Origin of the sequence: Rhodococcus sp. IEGM 1302 (genome assembly GCF_030056935.1) — a bacterium.
GTDB classification, from domain to species: Bacteria; Actinomycetota; Actinomycetes; order Mycobacteriales; family Mycobacteriaceae; genus Rhodococcus_F; species Rhodococcus_F qingshengii.
In genome coordinates this window covers 373239-391268 of the sequence record NZ_JASHKY010000002.1, presented here as the reverse complement: position 1 = coordinate 391268, position 18030 = coordinate 373239, and the positions used below count along the sequence as shown (strand labels likewise).

Sequence of the window (18030 nt, the reverse complement as noted above, 5' to 3'; positions counted from 1 at the left end):
TCCTTGCTCGACCAACGCGGCTCGATACCGCGAATGACTACCCGAATCCGCACCTCGAACTGCGCAGATATTCCTTTCCATACTGCCTGCTGCGCCCGGGTATCTCGACCATCTACCCATTCCGTGTGAGCTGGTTCACCACTCGGAGCATTTACCGAGTTCGATTGCAACAACTCGATCAAATTCGGGCATTAATACCCCTCCGGATAGCTTGCACACGCAACTACCGATAGCGTCAGGGTGTGACTCTCTCGTTCAATGGGGTAGTTCAGAAGTTAGATCGAATCCGGACAAAGCAAGGCCCGGGTTCCGATGCTGCGCGTGAAATGGGGTTCGAGCAGCACAGAGAAGGCGTCGAACGCCTACTCGCGTCATACCGCGCCATTCCCGCCGATGCTTCTGTACGCCTGGCAAAGAAGACATCCAATCTGTTCCGCGCTCGCGCCAAGACGTCGGCCCCCGGCCTCGACGTCAGCGGTCTGGCAGGTGTCATCGCCGTCGATGCGCAGGCGCGCACAGCCGACGTCGCCGGCATGTGCACGTACGAGGACCTCGTCGACGCGACGCTGCCCTACGGGCTGGCGCCCCTGGTCGTGCCTCAACTCAAGACCATCACCCTGGGCGGTGCGGTGACCGGCCTGGGCATCGAGTCCACCTCGTTCCGCAACGGCCTGCCGCACGAGTCGGTACTCGAAATCGACGTACTGACCGGAAGCGGCGAGATCATCACCGCAACACCGGACGGCGAACACGCCGAACTGTTCTTCGGTTTCCCCAATTCCTACGGCACCCTTGGCTATTCGACGCGATTGAAGATCGCACTCGAACCCGTCAAGAAGTACGTCGCCTTGCGCCACGTGCGCTTCGATTCGTTGAAGAAACTCGAAGAAACGATGGATCGCATCGTCACCGAACGCGAGTACGACGGGATCGCCGTCGACTATCTCGACGGGGTGGTCTTCACCGATTCCGAGAGCTACCTCACACTCGGCGTGCAAACCGACGAGGAAGGCCCAGTCAGCGATTACACCGACCAAGACATCTTCTACCGGTCGATCCAGCATTCGTCACTCACCCAGCCCAAGACGGATCGCTTGACCATTCGCGACTACCTGTGGCGCTGGGACACCGACTGGTTCTGGTGCTCACGAGCTTTCGGTGCACAGAACCCGAAGATCCGGCGCTTCTGGCCCAAGCAGTACCTGCGCAGCAGCTTCTACTGGAAGCTGATCGCCCTCGACCACAAGTACGACATCGGAGATCGCCTCGAAAAGCGCAAGGGCAAGCCCCCGCGCGAACGCGTCGTCCAGGACGTCGAGGTACCCATCGAACGAACCGCGGACTTCGTCTCGTGGTTCCTCGAGGAAATCCCGATCGAACCACTGTGGTTGTGCCCGTTGCGTCTTCGCGAGCCAAGCCCTGCCGCCGCTTCTGCATCACGGCCGTGGCCCCTCTACCCCCTCGAACCCAAGCGCACCTACGTCAACATCGGCTTCTGGTCTTCGGTGCCGATCGTTCCCGGTGAGCGCGAGGGGGCAGCAAATCGACTGATCGAAGAAAAGGTCAGCGATTTCGACGGACACAAATCGCTCTACTCCGACTCCTACTACTCGAAGGAAGACTTCGAGGAGCTGTACTACGGCGGCGACCGGTACATCGGACTCAAGGAACGCTACGACCCGAAATCCCGTTTATTGGATCTATTCTCTAAGGCGGTGCAACGTAAATGACCACGTTCAAAGACTCCAAAAGCCAGGACAAGCTCTCTATTGCCGAGATTCTCGAGACGCTTTCCGACGGCATGCTGCCGCTTCGATTCACCGCGTACGACGGCAGCACCGCCGGCCCCGAAGATGCCGACTACGGACTGCACCTCAAGTCGACTCGCGGAACCACTTATCTCGCAACAGCTCCCGGTGACCTCGGCATGGCCCGCGCGTACGTCTCCGGCGATCTCGAAGCCGAGGGCGTCCACCCCGGTGATCCGTACGAGATCCTGCGCATCATGGGTGACGAACTCCACCTCGAGCGCCCGTCCGCACTGACGCTCGCCAGCATCACGCGCTCCCTGGGCTGGGATCTGTTGCGGCCCATCGCCCCGCCGCCCCAGGAACATCTCCCTCGCTGGCGTCGCGTCGCAGAAGGACTGCGTCACTCCAAGACTCGTGACGCCGAAGTCATCCATCACCACTACGACGTCTCCAACACCTTCTACGAGTACGTCCTCGGCCCGTCCATGACGTACACCTGTGCCGCTTACGACAATGCGGAACAGACGCTCGAAGAAGCCCAGGAGAACAAGTACCGCCTGGTGTTCGAGAAGCTCGGACTCCAGAAGGGTGATCGACTTCTCGACATCGGCTGTGGCTGGGGCTCGATGGTCCGCTACGCGGCCAGGCGCGGCGTCAAGGTGATCGGCGTGACTCTCTCACGCGAGCAAGCGGATTGGGCACAGAAGGCCATCGAGGACGAGGGCCTCGCCGATCTCGCCCAGGTCCGTTTCTCCGACTACCGCGACGTGGCCGAGACCGGATTCGACGCAGTGTCCTCCATCGGCCTGACCGAGCACATCGGCGTCGGAAACTACCCGGCGTACTTCGAGTTCCTCAAGGGCAAGCTGCGTGAGGGTGGGCGTCTGCTCAACCACTGCATCACCCGTCCGGACAACCGAAGCAGCGCCAAGGCAGGCGGATTCATCGACCGGTACGTCTTCCCCGACGGGGAGCTCACCGGTTCGGGTCGCATCATCTCCGAAATCCAGAACGTCGGCCTCGAGGTGCGTCACGAAGAGAACCTTCGCGAGCATTACGCACTGACGCTCGCCGGATGGTGCCAGAATCTCGTCGACAACTGGGACGCGTGCGTCGCCGAGGTCGGCGAAGGAACCGCCCGCGTCTGGGGCCTGTACATGGCCGGCTCACGACTCGGGTTCGAGCGCAATGTCGTTCAGCTGCACCAGGTTCTGGCCGTCAAGCTAGGCCCCAAGGGTGAGGCGCATGTGCCGCTTCGCCCGTGGTGGAAGGCCTAGGGGCAAAGCCCCTGTGCGCCTTTTTGGTAGTCGGCACTACCAAAAAGGCGCACAGGTGCCGCAGGCACCCGACTGCGTCCTCACCCAACCTCCCCGCCGCAAGACCGTCTCCACCTCGTGCGCAACCTGGCACGGGGTCTTCACCACCTCGTCGAATCCGTAGACCAACCGCGGACGACCTGCCAGCTCTGCCGCATTGTCACGGCGGCGATCACGAAATGCCACCTCGGCCATGGAATGCGCCCACCGACCGTCGAGACGCACGATCAGCGGCACACCGAATTCGCTGTAGTCGCAATCCTCGTACAGCGTGCGGCCGTCGACGCGGACCGGAGACTGGCGTCTGGCCGACGGCAACCCGTGCGCCTGCTCCACGTCGACCGCATAGTGGTATTCGAGCGTTGACTGCACCCCGTCTGCCAGGAGGCGTACCGCATCGGAAAGCGCACCCTTGAATCGATGTGGTGTTCGTTCGTCAATCCGACGACGCACATCGTTCAACGGAATTCGCGCATTTGTCACTGTGGTGATGAGTGAAACGTAGGCGCTTCGCGCTGTGGATTCGGCGGTCGCAAGATCAATCGCGGTATCCGCCCGCGACGTTCGAGGTATGACTGACGGCACGCCGATGTATCGGTGGGCTCGGGATCGGTGGACGACTACCCCGGGGTGAACCACGCCACCCACTCTGACAAGTGCACCCGACGTTCGCGCTGGAACTCGGCGGATTGTCGCGGACTGACAGCGAGCCGACTTGCCGTAGGGCACGGTGACATGGACTGGCTTGTCTGCGTCGATGCGACGCATTCCCCATTCCTCAGCTGCAGTGTCGTGGCTCAGAATCGCTTGCGGGCCACCATAAAGCCAAGCGGCGTTCAAGATCATTTCTCTGGTGAGCGGGCCAGCGGTCACTGCATACACGCCTTGTAGAACGCGCTGCCATTCGCCGCGGTCCAGAAAGTTCCGCAGCATCCCTCGGTTGTATCCGAATGACGAGAGTTGCTGTTGCCGTACCAGACCGGATTGCGCATCGAGAATCCGGAGAAACTCGCTTCCACCATGAGACGTAGTCATGGCACCAAGCGTCAGGCCGAACTCCGACAGGACTGACGTGAAATTCGCTGTCGGAGTTCGTCTGTGGATAACTCACAAGCTGGGGATAAACCCCTGTGCGCCTTTTTGGTAGCCGTAACTACCAAAAAGGCGCACGGGGGCTATGCCCCTAGCGAAGCCGGCGGGGTGAACCGCGGGCCGTACTGCGCAGCGAGTTCCTTTGCGCGAGCGACGAAGCCGGCCGTGCCGCCCTCGTAACCGACGATGAACTGGTGAACGCCACCGGTCCAGGCCGGGAATCCGATACCCATGATGGAGCCGATGTTGGCGTCCGCCGTGGTGATCAGGACGTTCTCGTCGAAGCACTTCTGCGTCTCGATCGCCTCGATGAACAGCATGCGGTCGATGAGGTCCTGGATCGGAGCATCGGAGGTTCCGGAGTTGAAGTTCTCGCGGAGTCCGGACCACAGGCCGGTGCGCTTGCCCTCGGCGTAATCGTAGAAGCCGGCTCCACCGAGCTTGCCCTTACGATCGAACTTCTCGACGAGGGTGTTGATGACCTCGCCGGCCGGATCTGCCGGCAGTTCCTTGCCCTCGGCCTTGGCGGCGTCGGCAGATTCCTTGCGGATCTTCTGCATGAGGGTGAGGTTGAGCTCATCCGAAAGCTGAAGCGGCGCAGCCGGGTAACCGGCCTGCATACCGGCCTGCTCGATGGTGGCGGGCTCGACACCCTCGGCGAGCATGCCGATGGCCTCGTTGATGAAGGTTCCGATGACACGCGAGGTGAAGAAGCCACGCGAGTCGTTGACCACGATCGGCGTCTTGCGGATCGCCTGGACGTAGTCGAACACGCGAGCCAGAGTCTCGTCGGAGGTCTTCTCACCGCGGATGATCTCCACCAGCGGCATCTTGTCGACGGGCGAGAAGAAGTGGATGCCGATGAAGTCTTCCTGACGCTTCACGCCGGTGGCGAGACCCGTGATGGGCAGCGTCGAGGTGTTCGAGCCCAGCAGCGCCTTGGGATCGACGATGTCCTCGATCTCCTGGAACACCTTGTGCTTGAGTTCCTGGCTCTCGAAGACTGCTTCGATGACGAAGTCGACGCCGGCGAAATCTGCCGGGTCAGCCGTCGGGGTGATCTTGGCGAGGAGTGCGTCGGACTTCTCCTGCGTGGTCTTGCCGCGCGAGAGCGCCTTGGCCTCAATGCCTTCGGCGTACGCCTTGCCCTTGTTGGCAGCCTCGATGCTGACGTCCTTGAGGACGACGTCGAAGCCGGCCTTCGCGGAGACGTACGCGATGCCCGCGCCCATCATGCCTGCGCCGAGGACGCCGACCTTCTTGATGGTGGACTTCTCGATGCCTGCCGGACGTGAACCGCCGCCGTTGATCGACTGCAGGTCGAAGAAGAACGCCTGGATCATGTTCTTCGCGACGCGGCCGGTCACCAGCGAGGTGAAGTAGCGAGCCTCGATGAGCAGCGCGTTGTCGATGTCGACCTGCGAACCCTCGACGGCTGCGGCCATGATGGCGCGCGGAGCCGGCATCGGAGCGCCCTTGAGCTGCTTACGCAGGTTCGCGGGGAACGCCGGAAGGTTGGCAGCGAATGCCGGAGTGGACGGAGTTCCGCCAGGGATCTTGTAGCCCTTGACATCCCACGGCTGAACGCCGCCTTCGGGGTTGGCCTTGATCCATGCCTTCGCAGCCGGAACCAGCTCCTCTACCGAGCCGACGACCTCGTCGATGAGGCCGACTTCCTTGGCCTGAACGGGTCCACGCTGCTGCCCCTGGAGCAGGACGCCCATGAGCGCGTTCTGCAGGCCGAGCATCCGCACGGTACGCACGACGCCGCCGCCGCCGGGCAGCAGGCCGAGGGTGACCTCGGGCAGGCCGATCTTGATGCCCTTGACGTCTGCCGCGATGCGGTGGTGGGTCGCGAGAGCGATCTCGAGGCCACCGCCGAGCGCCGCACCGTTGATGGCGGCGACGACCGGCTTGCCGAGAGTTTCGAGACGACGCAGGTCTGCCTTGATCTCGACGCTGTGGTTGTAGATCTCCTCGGCCTGCTCGGGGCCGACCTTGATCATGTTCTTGAGGTCGCCACCGGCGAAGAAGGTCTTCTTGCCGGAAGTGATGACGGCACCGGTGACGGAGTCCTTCTCGGCGACCAGACGGTCGACGGTGGCCTTCATCGACGCGATGTACGCGTCGTTCATGGTGTTTGCGCCCTGGTTGGGATCGTTGATGGTGAGCACGACGATGCCGTCGGCGTCCTGGTCCCAGTTGATGATGTTCTGATCAGTCACTTTGCTTGACTCCTGGTAAGCCTCGTTGGAAGGACGGACGCCGCGTCAGACGCGCTCGATGATGGTGGCAACGCCCATACCGCCGCCGATGCACAGGGTGATGAGGGCGCGCTTGCCGCCACGACGCTCGAGCTCGTCGACCATCGTTCCGGTGATCATCGCGCCGGTTGCACCGAGCGGGTGACCCATGGCGATCGCGCCACCGTTGACGTTGAGCTTCTCGTCCGGGATGTTCAGGTCCTTCTGGAACTTCAGGACGACGGAAGCGAATGCCTCGTTGATCTCGAAGAGGTCGATGTCGTCGACCGTCAGGCCGGCAGCTGCCAGAACCTTCTTCGACGCCGGCGTCGGGCCGGTGAGCATGATGGTGGAGTCGGCGCCGCTGGTGGCGGTGGCGACGACGCGAGCGCGCGGCGTCAGACCCATGTCCTTGCCGGCCTGCTCGCTACCGACGAGCACGAGGGCAGCGCCGTCGACGATTCCCGAGCTGTTGCCGCCGTGGTGAACGTGGTTGATCTTCTCGACCCAGTGGTACTTCTGCAGCGACACGGCGTCGAATCCGCCGATTTCACCGATCACACCGAACGCGGGAGCCAAGCCGGCGAGGTTCTCTGCCGTGGTGCCCGGACGCATGTGCTCGTCGTTGTCGAGGATGGTGATGCCGTTGATGTCCTTGACCGGCACTACCGACTTGGCGAAGTATCCGCCGGTCCACGCCTTGGCGGCGAGGTCCTGCGAGCGCACGGCGTATGCGTCGACGTCGTCACGCGAGAAGCCCTCGATGGTGGCGATGAGGTCTGCGCCGACGCCCTGCGGCACGAAGTAGTTGTCGTAGTTGGTGGCGGGGTCGAGTGCCCACGGTCCACCGTCGGATCCCATCGGAACGCGGGACATCGACTCGACGCCACCGGCGATCACCAGTTCGTCCCAGCCGGACCGAACCTTCTGAGCAGCCATGTTCACGGCCTCGAGGCCGGAAGCGCAAAAACGGTTGAGCTGAACGCCGCCGACGGTGTCGGGCAGTCCCGCATCGTTGACTGCAACGCGGGCGATGTCCATTCCCTGATCGCCAACGGGGGTGACGACGCCCAGGATGAGGTCGGAGATCCGGTCCTCGTCGAGGTCGGGAAAGCGCACGCGCAGTTCCTGGATCAGACCCGTGACCAGCGAGATCGGCTTGACCGAGTGCAACGACCCGGTCTTCTTGCCGCGGCCTCGCGGGGTACGGATGGCTTCATAAATGAATGCCTCTGTGGTCACTGTGAGGTGTTCCTTCCGTGTAATTCGTCGAACCGGTCTGCAGATCGTCCGCGCCACCTTCGGTGGTGGCGCATGGCCGAGGTACAGACCTCAGCCCTTTCACTGTAGAACGTGTTCCAAATTCATGGGAAGGACCGAAGCGATCCTGCTAGGTGACCGAGGTGATCAGGTGCGCGAACGCCTGCCCGCTTCGGTTCATTTCGGGTGCGCCCCCGGAAGCACTCACGGCACGATGCGATACGGCAACATCATGTCGTGATCTTCGTGATCGAGTAGATGGCAATGCCACACATATCCCTGGAGTCGACCAGAATCAGCCATATCGTGGCGCCCGCCGCCCGTCATCCCACCGCCCGTCATCCCACCGCCCGTCATCCCACTGCCCGTCATCCCACCGCTCGGAAGACGATCGAACATCGCGTCGGGATCGAAACCCAGCTCATCCGCGGTGGGGAATCGCACGATGATCCGGGTGACGGTGCCGCCGTCCACCCTGACGGTGTCCTTCATTCCCGCTTCCCACGGCGCCGGCGCGATCATCGGCCCCGCCTCGAACCCTTCGGGCGACGGAGTCCACTTGTTGCCGATCACCGGCTGCGGATGTCGGATCAAGTACTCCAGCGTCCGCATCGGTGTTCTGCCGAGAATCCGGAAATTCACCAGGTGCAGGTGTATCGGATGCGGGTCCGGCGTGGTGTTGACGATGTTCCACTGCTCGACGGTGCCTTGCCGCGGCCTCTCGACGTCCGTGGTGCTGAACGTCAGGTTGTTCAGCGTCATCTGAGCCGGTGGATTCCGCAGTTCCAGTTGCTGGCTCACCGTCACCGTGCGAATTACCGTCGGCTGCTCCAACGGGGCGAGAACGTCACGTTGCCGGCGCCCACCGCGCAGTTGCGACGGAACACCACCGGTGAATCCGCGCCTGGCGTCACCGCGGAACCGGCAGAACAGCGGCATCGTCACTTCACCGATGACAGCGGCGGGTAGCGGGGGCGCCTCGTCGTTGCGAAGCTCCACCGTCGAACCCTCCGACAGTCCGGTGAAATCGACGAGGAGGTCGTACCGCTCCCCCGGTGCGCAGCGGAAGGCATTGACCGCGACGGGCGCGTCGAGCATTCCGGCGTCGTTGCCGATGACCCAGAACGGCATCATGTTCGAGAAGTGAAGATTCCACACACTTGCCGACGACGCATTGACGATGCGGAAGCGGTAAAGGCCCCGAGCCACAGCCAGTTCCGGCCACACCTTGCCGTTGACCAAGCCGACGTCGCCCACCGCGCCGCCTTCCCACGATCCTTCCGGGATCAAGATGGTGGATCGGCCGTTCTGGGCGCCTGTCGGCGTGAAGATCTTCTCCTGCAGGATCAACGGGATCTCGAATTCCTCGGCCGGCAACCCCAACGAATTTCCCAGTTTGCCGGTGTCGAATTCATCCCTGATCAGATAGTTGCCGATCAGACCGGCGTAGACGTTGAGCCGGGTGATGCCCATCGCGTGATCGTGATACCAGAGGTGGGCGGCTTCCTGACCGTGCAAAAAGTGATGCATCGCAGCCTGTCCCGGCATCACCAGCAGCTCCGGATGGCCGTCGCTCTCAGGTGAAGTGACTCCTCCGTGCAAGTGCAACGACGTCGGCGGGTTAGCGCGAAAGTCTGCCTGCATTCCATGCAGCGTCATATCCATGTCCGCTGCCAACGGATGTCCGGTCAGATCGTTCTCGAACGTCAACATGATCGGCTCGCCGGAATGCGCCTCGACGGTAGGGCCCAGATAACCGCCACCGATCTCTCCGCTGCGGTACGACAGTGCTGGGGACGAGGGAAAATCCCGATGAAAGGCATGTTGCCCCACTTGCGCTGTCAGTGTGATCTCGTTTCCGGAAAGCGTTGACAACGAATGTAGTTCGTCACAGAACGGCTCGAACTCCGGCGAATGAAAAATCAACGGAGACTCGATATCCACACTCCCCGCCGGAGCAGCACCTGCCTTTGCACCCAAAGCAACAGCCGCTGTGCCGACTACCGACCCTTTCAGAACCGATCTTCTGGAAACCCCGATACCCATACATTCCCCTCCCCATCGAAACGGGTTGCGTTCTCCCGCAAGGAAAACGCAACCCGTCTCTCCACTTCGATCTCGGAAAATCCCCCGCCTACTTTCCGTCGATCGCCTCCAGCACCGAATCGATCAGCGACTGTGGAAGTTTCGACGGCGGAGAGATTTCCAGTTCTCCCGGAGCGCCCGGCATCGTCCAGACAGTTCTGTGCCGAGCGATCGCGAGCTTCTCCCGTGATCCGTCCTCATTGACCTTGAAGTACTCGAACTCGAGGTCGATCCCCCTCTCGTAGAGGGCAGACAAGGACATCGTGACCAGGACGTCGTCGAACGGCATGACCTCGCGCAGATGCTCAACCCTGGTGTGCACACAACGAAGTTCCCCGAGAGCGCCTCTGGCCGCCATGGCCTCACGCTGAGAACGGACCAGGAACTTGTCCCGAACCCTCGACTGCCAGATGTAATAGTTGCCGAAGTAGATGTTGCCCACGACGTTTCCGTCCTGCAACGTCGTCGAGAACACCTCGGATTCGAGCAGGTACGGATTGCGCGGCACCATCGGAGCCGAGCGGATCACGGAACCACGATCGACGTTCTTCGGTTCGGTGGGAACAGCGATGTTCTTCGTCCCCGTCGGAATCGTCATCGGCTCGATGAAATCGTGGAAGTACTGCGGCATCGGCCGTGCCGCCACCACACCGTGGGAGAGGATTTCCACCCACGTCGTCTGCATCGCACTCCACCCGATGTGAGTGCGCGTCTCGCCGTCGACCCGGCACCATTCGACATGCAGATTGGTGGTTGCCCGATCCGGACCGGTGAGCTCGGTGATCCAGATCGTCCCCTCGACAATGTCGTCGGTGTACAGGTTCGCATCGATGAACACCTCGGAGTTGTTGGTCACCATGCCCCAACGACCCGTCGCCATGTCCTCCACGATCTGCTTCGAGATCGGTCCGGTTCCCCTCTCTCGCAAAGCGCCCAACCACAGCGCGAAGCTCGCGAACCCCACTGATCCACCGACGTTGCACGCGTCCCGGAACCCGACGGGGAACCGGATCGACACCGCCGGATAGCCGCTCCGGGCCACCACATGCACGTCGGAGCCGTAGGCCATCGGATCGAACTGCGCGAGAGACTTCGCCGACAACGGTCCGGAGTCGAACTGCGGTGCCGGGTCCTGCGCCGGTTCCTCCGCATCCTCCTCATGAGTCACAAACGCGAGAATCCGCTCCTCGTTGTCCGTCAACAGAGCTGGAAAAGTCAGAACCACCACGCTTCCCTCTGCGCCGCCGCGGAAGGTCACTGCGTCGTCCTCCCTGGCGCCCATCGCCAGAGAAACCGACATCTGCCCCGTGGCCTTTCGGATCGCCTCGGCCGCCGCCCACAGCCTGGTTCCCGCACGATCGAGTGATTCGCCGCCTGCGATCAACTCGTCCAGCAGCGGAATCCGCGCCGAACCCAGAAGCGCCTTCCACTGCACGGCGGTTCGGGAGCGAATCGGTTCGATGTCACACCCCTGAGGCCAGTCGCCGGCCGAACTGAGTGACTTGCTGCCGTCGTGCGAGAGCGAGACATCCACAGAGGGCGGAATATCACCGACGACGACGGGCTTTCCGGTTTCCTGCCATTCGATGGCAAAGGCATTACTCATTTGATCACCACATCCTCATCGAGATGAATGTTCACGGCCGCCTCGGCGATCGGTTTCTCCTGCTCGTGGCGTTCCGACTTGGTCAACTCGTGAATCCCCGGGGTATGCGCGACCACAACCCGCGGGCTCTTCACTCCCAACGCCCGGCTGTGTTGCGCGAGCTTGTCGAGAATGATCTGTGCGTCGCGCGCAGTCGGATCCGCGATTTCCTCAGCCGTAGGACGGCTTTCGTCGTGGGAGAGAATCTGGGAGCGATATCCCTCGAGCTGCATCACCACTCGTCCGTCCTTCACCACCGCCACGTCGGCTTGCATGTGGGTCTCTGTCTGCACCTTGTCGTAGGCGTACGCGGTGAACGAACGAGCCTCGAATCGTCCGTCGTACATGTCGATTCGCGCAATGTTGACCGGAAGGCAGATCTCCCGCGGAACCATGATCTGACCCGATTGGAGCAGGGAATCGAGGAAGTAGGGATCACCGAGGAGGTGCTGCTTACGGTCGGCTCGCGAAATAGCGCTGAAGAGAATGTGCTCGGAATCGAGGCTCGAGATCTCTTCGAGTCGGCGGAAATCGCCCTCCTGGAACAGCAACCACGAGTAGAGATCGTCCAACGGATCGATGTCGAGCACCGGTCGCGGCAACTCCTTCTCGAACTCCGGCAGTGTTTCGTCCAGCCCGAAGATGAAGTCGGCCGAGAAATGGGGCCGTCCGTACCCGGTCCGTTCGGTGCCGATCGTGACATGCACCCGCGTTCCTGCAGCATCACGATCCTGCTCCACGACGCTTGCCTTGATCTCGACTCTGGTGCCCTCGACCGTGTCGACGACGATCGGTCGATCCAGCTTGATGTCGTCGATGCGGACGCGGCCCAGAGTCACGCGTCCGGTGACATAGGCCGCCGCCTGCGACATCGCCTCGAGCCCGAACACCGTCGGAAGCAGCGCCGATCCCTTCCAGACATGATCGAGGACAAAGGGATCCGCCGAGGTGGACAACGTCGTCCGGGTCACCAGTTCTACCTGCGGCTCGAATGTCACCACTTGGTCGATGTAGCGCGACACCGCCGGCAGAGCCGGTGCTGCCGGCGCCCAGGTGTCGAGACCGCCGAGTCGACTGGTCACGACGATACGACTCGCCTCGGGTCCGCTGTCGACCAGGCGAAGGAAATGATCCACTCCCGCAGCCGTGGAAATCGGCATGACACCCATCTTCGCGAGGTGGTTGACACTGCCCATGCGGGCGCCCATTCCGGTCTCTCCCCACACGCTGTACGCGAGCGAGAACGTCCGAGTCTTCGGGTGCCCGGCGGCATACCGCATCACCATTTCGTCGAGAAGCTCGTTTCCGTATGCATACCAGCTGTTTCCGGGCATACCTGTGAATCCGATGATGGAGGAGAAGCCCACGAACAGCTTCAAGTCGCGATCAGCGAGCGCTTCGACGAAGTTGGCTGCGCCCAGGACCTTAGGTGCAACCTCCTTGAAAGCCGCAGCGCTGTCGACTCTCTCGAACCGCCGCGGAACATTCGCCCCCGCGCCGTGGACAAACCCGGTGATCGGCCCAACCTCGACCTCGATCTGGGCGACGACGCCGGCCACCGCCGCAGCATCCGTGACGTTGCAGCGATAGTAGTGAGCGCTCAAACCGGCAGACGTGAAGTCCGCAAGAGTGGAAGCGATTTCGTCACCCGCTTGTCGCTGAGAGCTTCCGATCAGCACTAGTTCGGCGCCTGTCTTTCGGCCGAGAGCCAGAGCGCATTGCGCCATGATGCCTTTCGCGCCACCGGTCACGACCACTACATCCGAACTCCCCAACCCGCTCTCGCGGACGGTGTAGTCGCTCGAGGCGAGAACCCGCGGTTGCAGTGCCGTGCGTCCCATCTCGGTGTCGTAAGTCGCGAACACATAGGGTGCAACCGAATCCAACTCGGAGACGACGGTGGTTGCCACCACCGCGTCCGCAGTCGAGCCGTCGAATCCTATGACGCGGACATCCAGTTCGGGGCGCTCGTGATGCACCGAAGCGGCAAAAGCCGCCGCACTCGGTACCGGCGCCGGATTGCCCAACTCGACATCGGTGAACTGAATCACTGCCAATGTGGTTCGTGCGCCTCCACTTTGCTGCGCCGGAACCATCTTGTGCATGTGTTCGATCCCACGGCGCAAGCCGATTTCGGTGACGGAATCATCGGTCACACGCGGCATTACGGCAACCACGTGCTGTGCATTCGCAGGAGCGCCGTCGGAGAATGTGCGAATGTCGACCTGAGCACCACGCCCTCGCAGTTCGGATTCCAACCTTCCGACCAAACCGGCGTCGTCACCGATGACGACAAACGTCGTGTCCGTGAGGTCTCGGACTCCGTGCAACGCTGTCTCGCTCCGAACCTTTTCCAGGGTGTAATCGCGAACCCAGGTGAAGCTGTCGGCTGATAGACCCTTTGCCTTCACCGGCAGCGCCCGCGCAACCGGCTGCTGCTGCCCCGACTTCTCTTTCGCGGATCGATCGAGCACTTCGATGAGTTCACCCAGGCTGACGTTGACGAGTTCGGCCGGATCCAGATCACCCTGAACACCCAATCGCGTTGCCACAGTTGCTATCGCATCGGCAGCCTTGATCGAGTCCATGTTCAGGTCGTCGAGCAGGTGGAGATCCACATCGAGAGACTCCACCGGAAATCCGGTGTCCTCCGCGATTACCTCGAGCAGTATTCGCGACACGTCCGACTGCACCGAACTCGCTGCTGGAACGGCAGAACCGGGATTCGGTGATGCCGCAAGGATCAGCGATGCTGCTTCTCCGATCGTGGCATTGGCCAACTCGGCAGGGTCGAGGTCGACAACCTCGAACTGATGCGCAACCTTCGAAATAGCCTCTGCCGCACTGATCGAGTCGAGATTCATATCATCGAGCAGACGCAGATCCGTCGTGATCGACTCGGCGGGGAATCCCGTCGTATCGGCGAGGATCCTGATCAGCTCACTTTCCACGGACCCAGCGCCCGCGTCAGCCGGCTCTTCGACTACCGGAGCCGAAACCGGCGAAGGAGCTTTCGCTGCCACGGATTCGTGGCCGTTGGTGACTGCCCGCGAAGTCGGAGCAGATGGAGAAGACGGAGAAGTCGCTCCACTGCCTACATCAGCACGAATCACGTCGACGAGGAAGGTCCCGCGTCGGCTCAGGTAATCGGCCAGCGCCGCAGCCGGATCCCCGCCGGACGTACCAAGTGCGAGCGGTTCGGGAGCAGAGGTAACCGTCAGCTTCGCCTCGGCCAGGTTCTCGATGAACACCTTCTGATCGGCAGGAACGAATTCGCGCACGAACCGGCCGTCGAAAAGTTCGTTCCATCGGACCTGAGCGCCGTGGACGTACATCGCGGCCAGTGCGACATTGAAGTCCTCGTCGCGTCCGGACTTGGACGCAACGGGGAAGCAGCGCACGCCGTCGGTCCCATTGATCGCCTTGGTGAGCCCGGTCAGCACACGGCCGGGTCCGACCTCGACGAGCAGGTCCACGTCCTGCGAGATTCCACTTACCGTCTTGACCCAGTCGACCGGTGAGACAACCTGTTTGGTGACCAATTCGCGAAGTGCCAGTGGCGTCTGTACGCGTTTCCCTTCGACGCAGGAATACACGGGGCAAGTCAGCGAATCGACTTGCTCGTCAACGGGCACAGTGGACTTCAGCTCCCGCTCGGCCTCGTTCATCATCTCGGAGTGGAAAGCATTCGACACGGCAAGCGCCTGAGCCGACACTCCGCGCGTCTTCGCGATGGCAACCACATCGTCGACCGCGTCTTTGGTGCCCGAAACCACGGTCTGTGTAGGCGTATTCAGATTCGCGACGGTCGCGTAACCCTTTGTTTCCGCGATGATCGCCTCAGCCGTCGATCGGTCGCAGGTCAGGCTCGCCATCGCGCCGTTTCCACCACCACTGACAGCCATGGCCGCACCCTTCGCCGCAGCCAAGGTGATCAGCGTCTTCTGGTCGTAAGCTCCTGCCGCGTAGAGCGCGGTCAACTCGCCGAGACTGTGGCCGGCGACAGCACTGGGTGTGACACCCAATCGGCGGAGGTACTCGAACCAGAGCAGCGAAGCCAAAGCGACGGCAGGCTGGGTGAACTGCGTCTGGGCGAGATCCCGCTTCCACTTCGCCAATTCCGCAGCGTCAGCGCTCTTGACCGGGTTCCGCAGAATTCGAGGCGTGATCGCCTCCGCTCCAACTCCCTCCAACCAGCCGTCCGCCTGGGTCGCCAGTTCGCGTGCCCACTCGAAGCGCTCGATCAGCACGCGCGCCATCTCGAGTTGTTGGGATCCCTGTCCCGGGAACAGGAATCCGATGTCATGGTGGACGGCGTTCGAGATCGAGATCTCGTTGCTCACGACCTTCACCTGGCCGGATGCAGGAGCGGAGTTCTCGCAGATCACGGCAAGCTGACGCATGCGTTCGGCCAACTGCGCGGGACGTCCGGCCACCACTGCAGCACGGAAGGGCGCGGTCGGCGAGATCACGCGAGAGAGCTTCGCCGAAAAGTCCAGCAGCTCGGCAACACTCAACGGAACCGCCAGATCTGCAACATCCCGCGCTCGGGTCGCCAAGTCCACCGCGGAATCTGCAGAAAGTACGAAAACCTCGGTGTCCTGATACGACGCCATCATCGTGCGGACGTCTTGCGAGGGTGTCAGCTTGCTGGATGGTGCATCAGCCGATTCGATCGCGACGTGGCAGTTGATACCGCCGAAACCCATGGCTTGCGCACCGGCACGCATCTTCTCGGACGGATCTCTGATCTCACCGTTGACGAGCGGAAAGAGTGCCGGTGCTTCGGTTCCGAACGCCGGGTTCGGGTCGGTGCAACCGGCGAGCGGCGGAAGGATTCGTTGATTGACGGCCATGGTCGCCTTGATCAGCGCAAGGATGCCCGACGCCGCCTTCGTGTGCCCGATCAACGACTTCAGTGACGTCATGCCGATGCTACGAGCCTCGACGGGCCCGTCCGTCTGAGCGGCCTGCTGGACGCCGGCCAGTTCGACGGGGTCTCCGACGGGAGTACCAGTTCCGTGTCCTTCGACGAAGGCAACCTCGCTGGCCGCGAATCCCGCTCGCGAGTATGCGCGACGGATCATCTCGGCCTGAGTTTCGGCGCGGGGCTTGGTGATTCCACCCTTGCCATCGGTGGAGATGCCCCAGCCGCGAATCGTCGCGTACACGTAGTCGCCGTCCGCCCTGGCGTCCTCGAGTCGTTTCAAGGCCACGAATCCGCAACCTTCACCCGGGATGAATCCGCTTCGGCTTGCGTCGTACACGTTCATGTCGCCACGGGTCAGTGCACCCAAACGGGCGAATCCCACCAGTTCCAAAGGATCCAAGCTGACGTCGACTCCCCCTGCCAAGACGAAGTCGGCCGCGCCGGACGCCAGCTTTTCGGCTGCAGTCGCCACCGCGAGCATTCCGGACGCGCACGCACCGTCCACGACGTACCCGCCGCCGTTGAAGTCGAGATAATTGCAGATCCGGCCGGCAATCGTATTCGACAACATGCCGGCGAGAGTGTCTTCACTCGGCTCCACCAATGGGCCCTTGTAGACCTCTTCCATCGTCTCGGCGAGAGCATCGGCGACGGAACTGTCCAACTGGCGCGCTTCGGCTGCCACAGCGAGTGCGCGCTTGACGTAAGGCCAACGCAAACGCATCGACCACATCCGGGATTCTTCACCGGTGAGGGAGTTGCCGACGATTGCGGCGCTGCGTCCAGTGGGTACCGATCCTCGGCTGTAGCCCGCGTCGGTCAAAGCCCCGAGTGCTGTTTCCAGAGCCAACCAGTGTGTGAGATCTGTCGACTTGAAGGTCCGCTCCGGTATCCGGCGACCGACCCAGTCGAATTCGAAACCATCCATGAACGCGCCGCGATCGGCGTATGTCTTGTCGACGTCGTCAGGGCTCGCGCTCCAGTAGTCGTCGAGGGACATCCGTGACTCCGGAAACTTTCGGAATTGCATCCGACGCGCGAGGACGTTCTCCCAAAATCCTTGCAGATCATGTGCACCGGGGGACCACATGCTCATCCCGACTATCGCAATCGCAGGATTAGTTGAATCTTCAGTCATCTTACACTTCCTATTTTCGCGCGCATCCACGGGAGACTCAATCGACCGAAGACTAACCACGCCCTCATCGGTGTGTAAAACGCAGATTCACCTCAAGGCATAAACAAATAACAAAGGTCGTTCGGCGCAATGAACGTGTTTCAGCAATTTGACAGCAATCGAGAGTTAGCTGTAACTCGGAGTTACTTATTTGCTTCGCAACCGGTCATGCTCCTGCTTGGACATCCGTACCGGATCCCGGTTTCACGGCCGCCATTTACTCGAGATCGGCAAATATTCAGTTGAATTTGCACCGAAATGCCGCAATGCCGAATATGTGGCCAATTCGCCGAATGTCCCAAATTGGTCGATCCCCGCAAAACAAACATCCGACAACTATCAATCTGAACATTCGTGACACACCGAAATTTAACAGCAGCACTCGAATGCCCATCAGACAACGAGAACTTCCAGATATTCTTCGGCGACCATCGTCCGAATCGACGTTTCGTTACACCGGAACTGAGCGAACGAATGTGCCAGCAAACCAGCCACATACAATTCAGCTTTGCGAGGCCGAGCCGGTGCGCT

At 61.7% G+C, this 18030-nt stretch carries 8 protein-coding genes; 2 read left to right on the top strand and 6 right to left on the bottom strand.

The window, feature by feature from the left end; genetic code table 11:
* The first annotated feature begins 326 nt into the window (after window positions 1–326).
* A complete protein-coding gene (locus QM609_RS06490) occupies window positions 327–1730 on the top strand; it encodes an FAD-binding oxidoreductase (protein WP_007731548.1) in 1404 nt (467 codons plus the stop codon).
* Window positions 1727–3028 carry a class I SAM-dependent methyltransferase gene (locus QM609_RS06485; RefSeq protein ID WP_283337160.1) on the top strand — a complete coding sequence of 434 codons (1302 nt, stop codon included), beginning with the start codon at window positions 1727–1729 and terminating at the stop codon, window positions 3026–3028. The genes QM609_RS06490 and QM609_RS06485 overlap by 4 nt, the downstream gene beginning before the upstream one ends.
* 36 nt (window positions 3029–3064) lie before the next feature.
* Here QM609_RS06485 and QM609_RS06480 read toward each other — a convergent pair whose 3' ends face one another.
* The 6 genes from QM609_RS06480 to QM609_RS06455 form a co-directional block, all read right to left on the bottom strand.
* Entirely contained in the window at window positions 3065–4102 is a 1038-nt protein-coding gene (locus QM609_RS06480) for a type IV toxin-antitoxin system AbiEi family antitoxin domain-containing protein (RefSeq protein ID WP_047271575.1), read from the bottom strand.
* Window positions 4103–4242: 140 nt separating this feature from the next.
* Complete coding sequence (locus tag QM609_RS06475; RefSeq protein ID WP_283337159.1) at window positions 4243–6384, bottom strand: 3-hydroxyacyl-CoA dehydrogenase NAD-binding domain-containing protein; 2142 nt, start codon at window positions 6382–6384, stop codon at window positions 4243–4245.
* A gap of 45 nt (window positions 6385–6429) precedes the next feature.
* Window positions 6430–7644, bottom strand: a complete 1215-nt coding sequence (locus QM609_RS06470) for an acetyl-CoA C-acetyltransferase (protein WP_007731553.1) — start codon at window positions 7642–7644, stop codon at window positions 6430–6432.
* A 222-nt stretch (window positions 7645–7866) separates the two neighbouring features.
* Window positions 7867–9708, bottom strand: coding sequence for a multicopper oxidase family protein (locus QM609_RS06465; RefSeq protein ID WP_076948711.1), 1842 nt, complete (start codon window positions 9706–9708; stop codon window positions 7867–7869).
* Between the two features lie 88 nt (window positions 9709–9796).
* On the bottom strand, window positions 9797–11353 hold the full coding sequence (locus QM609_RS06460) for a hypothetical protein (RefSeq protein WP_042922793.1): 1557 nt from the start codon (window positions 11351–11353) through the stop codon (window positions 9797–9799).
* Window positions 11350–17460 carry a type I polyketide synthase gene (locus QM609_RS06455; protein ID WP_076948710.1) on the bottom strand — a complete coding sequence of 2037 codons (6111 nt, stop codon included), beginning with the start codon at window positions 17458–17460 and terminating at the stop codon, window positions 11350–11352. Before QM609_RS06455 ends, QM609_RS06460 begins: the two co-directional genes overlap by 4 nt.
* Window positions 17461–18030 lie beyond the last annotated feature (570 nt).

Excerpts from the sequence above, each read along its gene's own strand:
- QM609_RS06460 (WP_042922793.1), bottom strand. The coding sequence starts at position 11,353 with ATGAGTAATGCCTTTGCCATCGAATGGCAGGAAACCGGAAAGCCCGTC.
- QM609_RS06480 (WP_047271575.1), bottom strand. The coding sequence starts at position 4,102 with ATGACTACGTCTCATGGTGGAAGCGAGTTTCTCCGGATTCTCGATGCG.
- QM609_RS06490 (WP_007731548.1), top strand. The coding sequence starts at position 327 with ATGGGGTTCGAGCAGCACAGAGAAGGCGTCGAACGCCTACTCGCGTCA.
- QM609_RS06455 (WP_076948710.1), bottom strand. The coding sequence starts at position 17,460 with ATGACTGAAGATTCAACTAATCCTGCGATTGCGATAGTCGGGATGAGC.
- QM609_RS06485 (WP_283337160.1), top strand. The coding sequence starts at position 1,727 with ATGACCACGTTCAAAGACTCCAAAAGCCAGGACAAGCTCTCTATTGCC.
- QM609_RS06465 (WP_076948711.1), bottom strand. The coding sequence starts at position 9,708 with ATGGGTATCGGGGTTTCCAGAAGATCGGTTCTGAAAGGGTCGGTAGTC.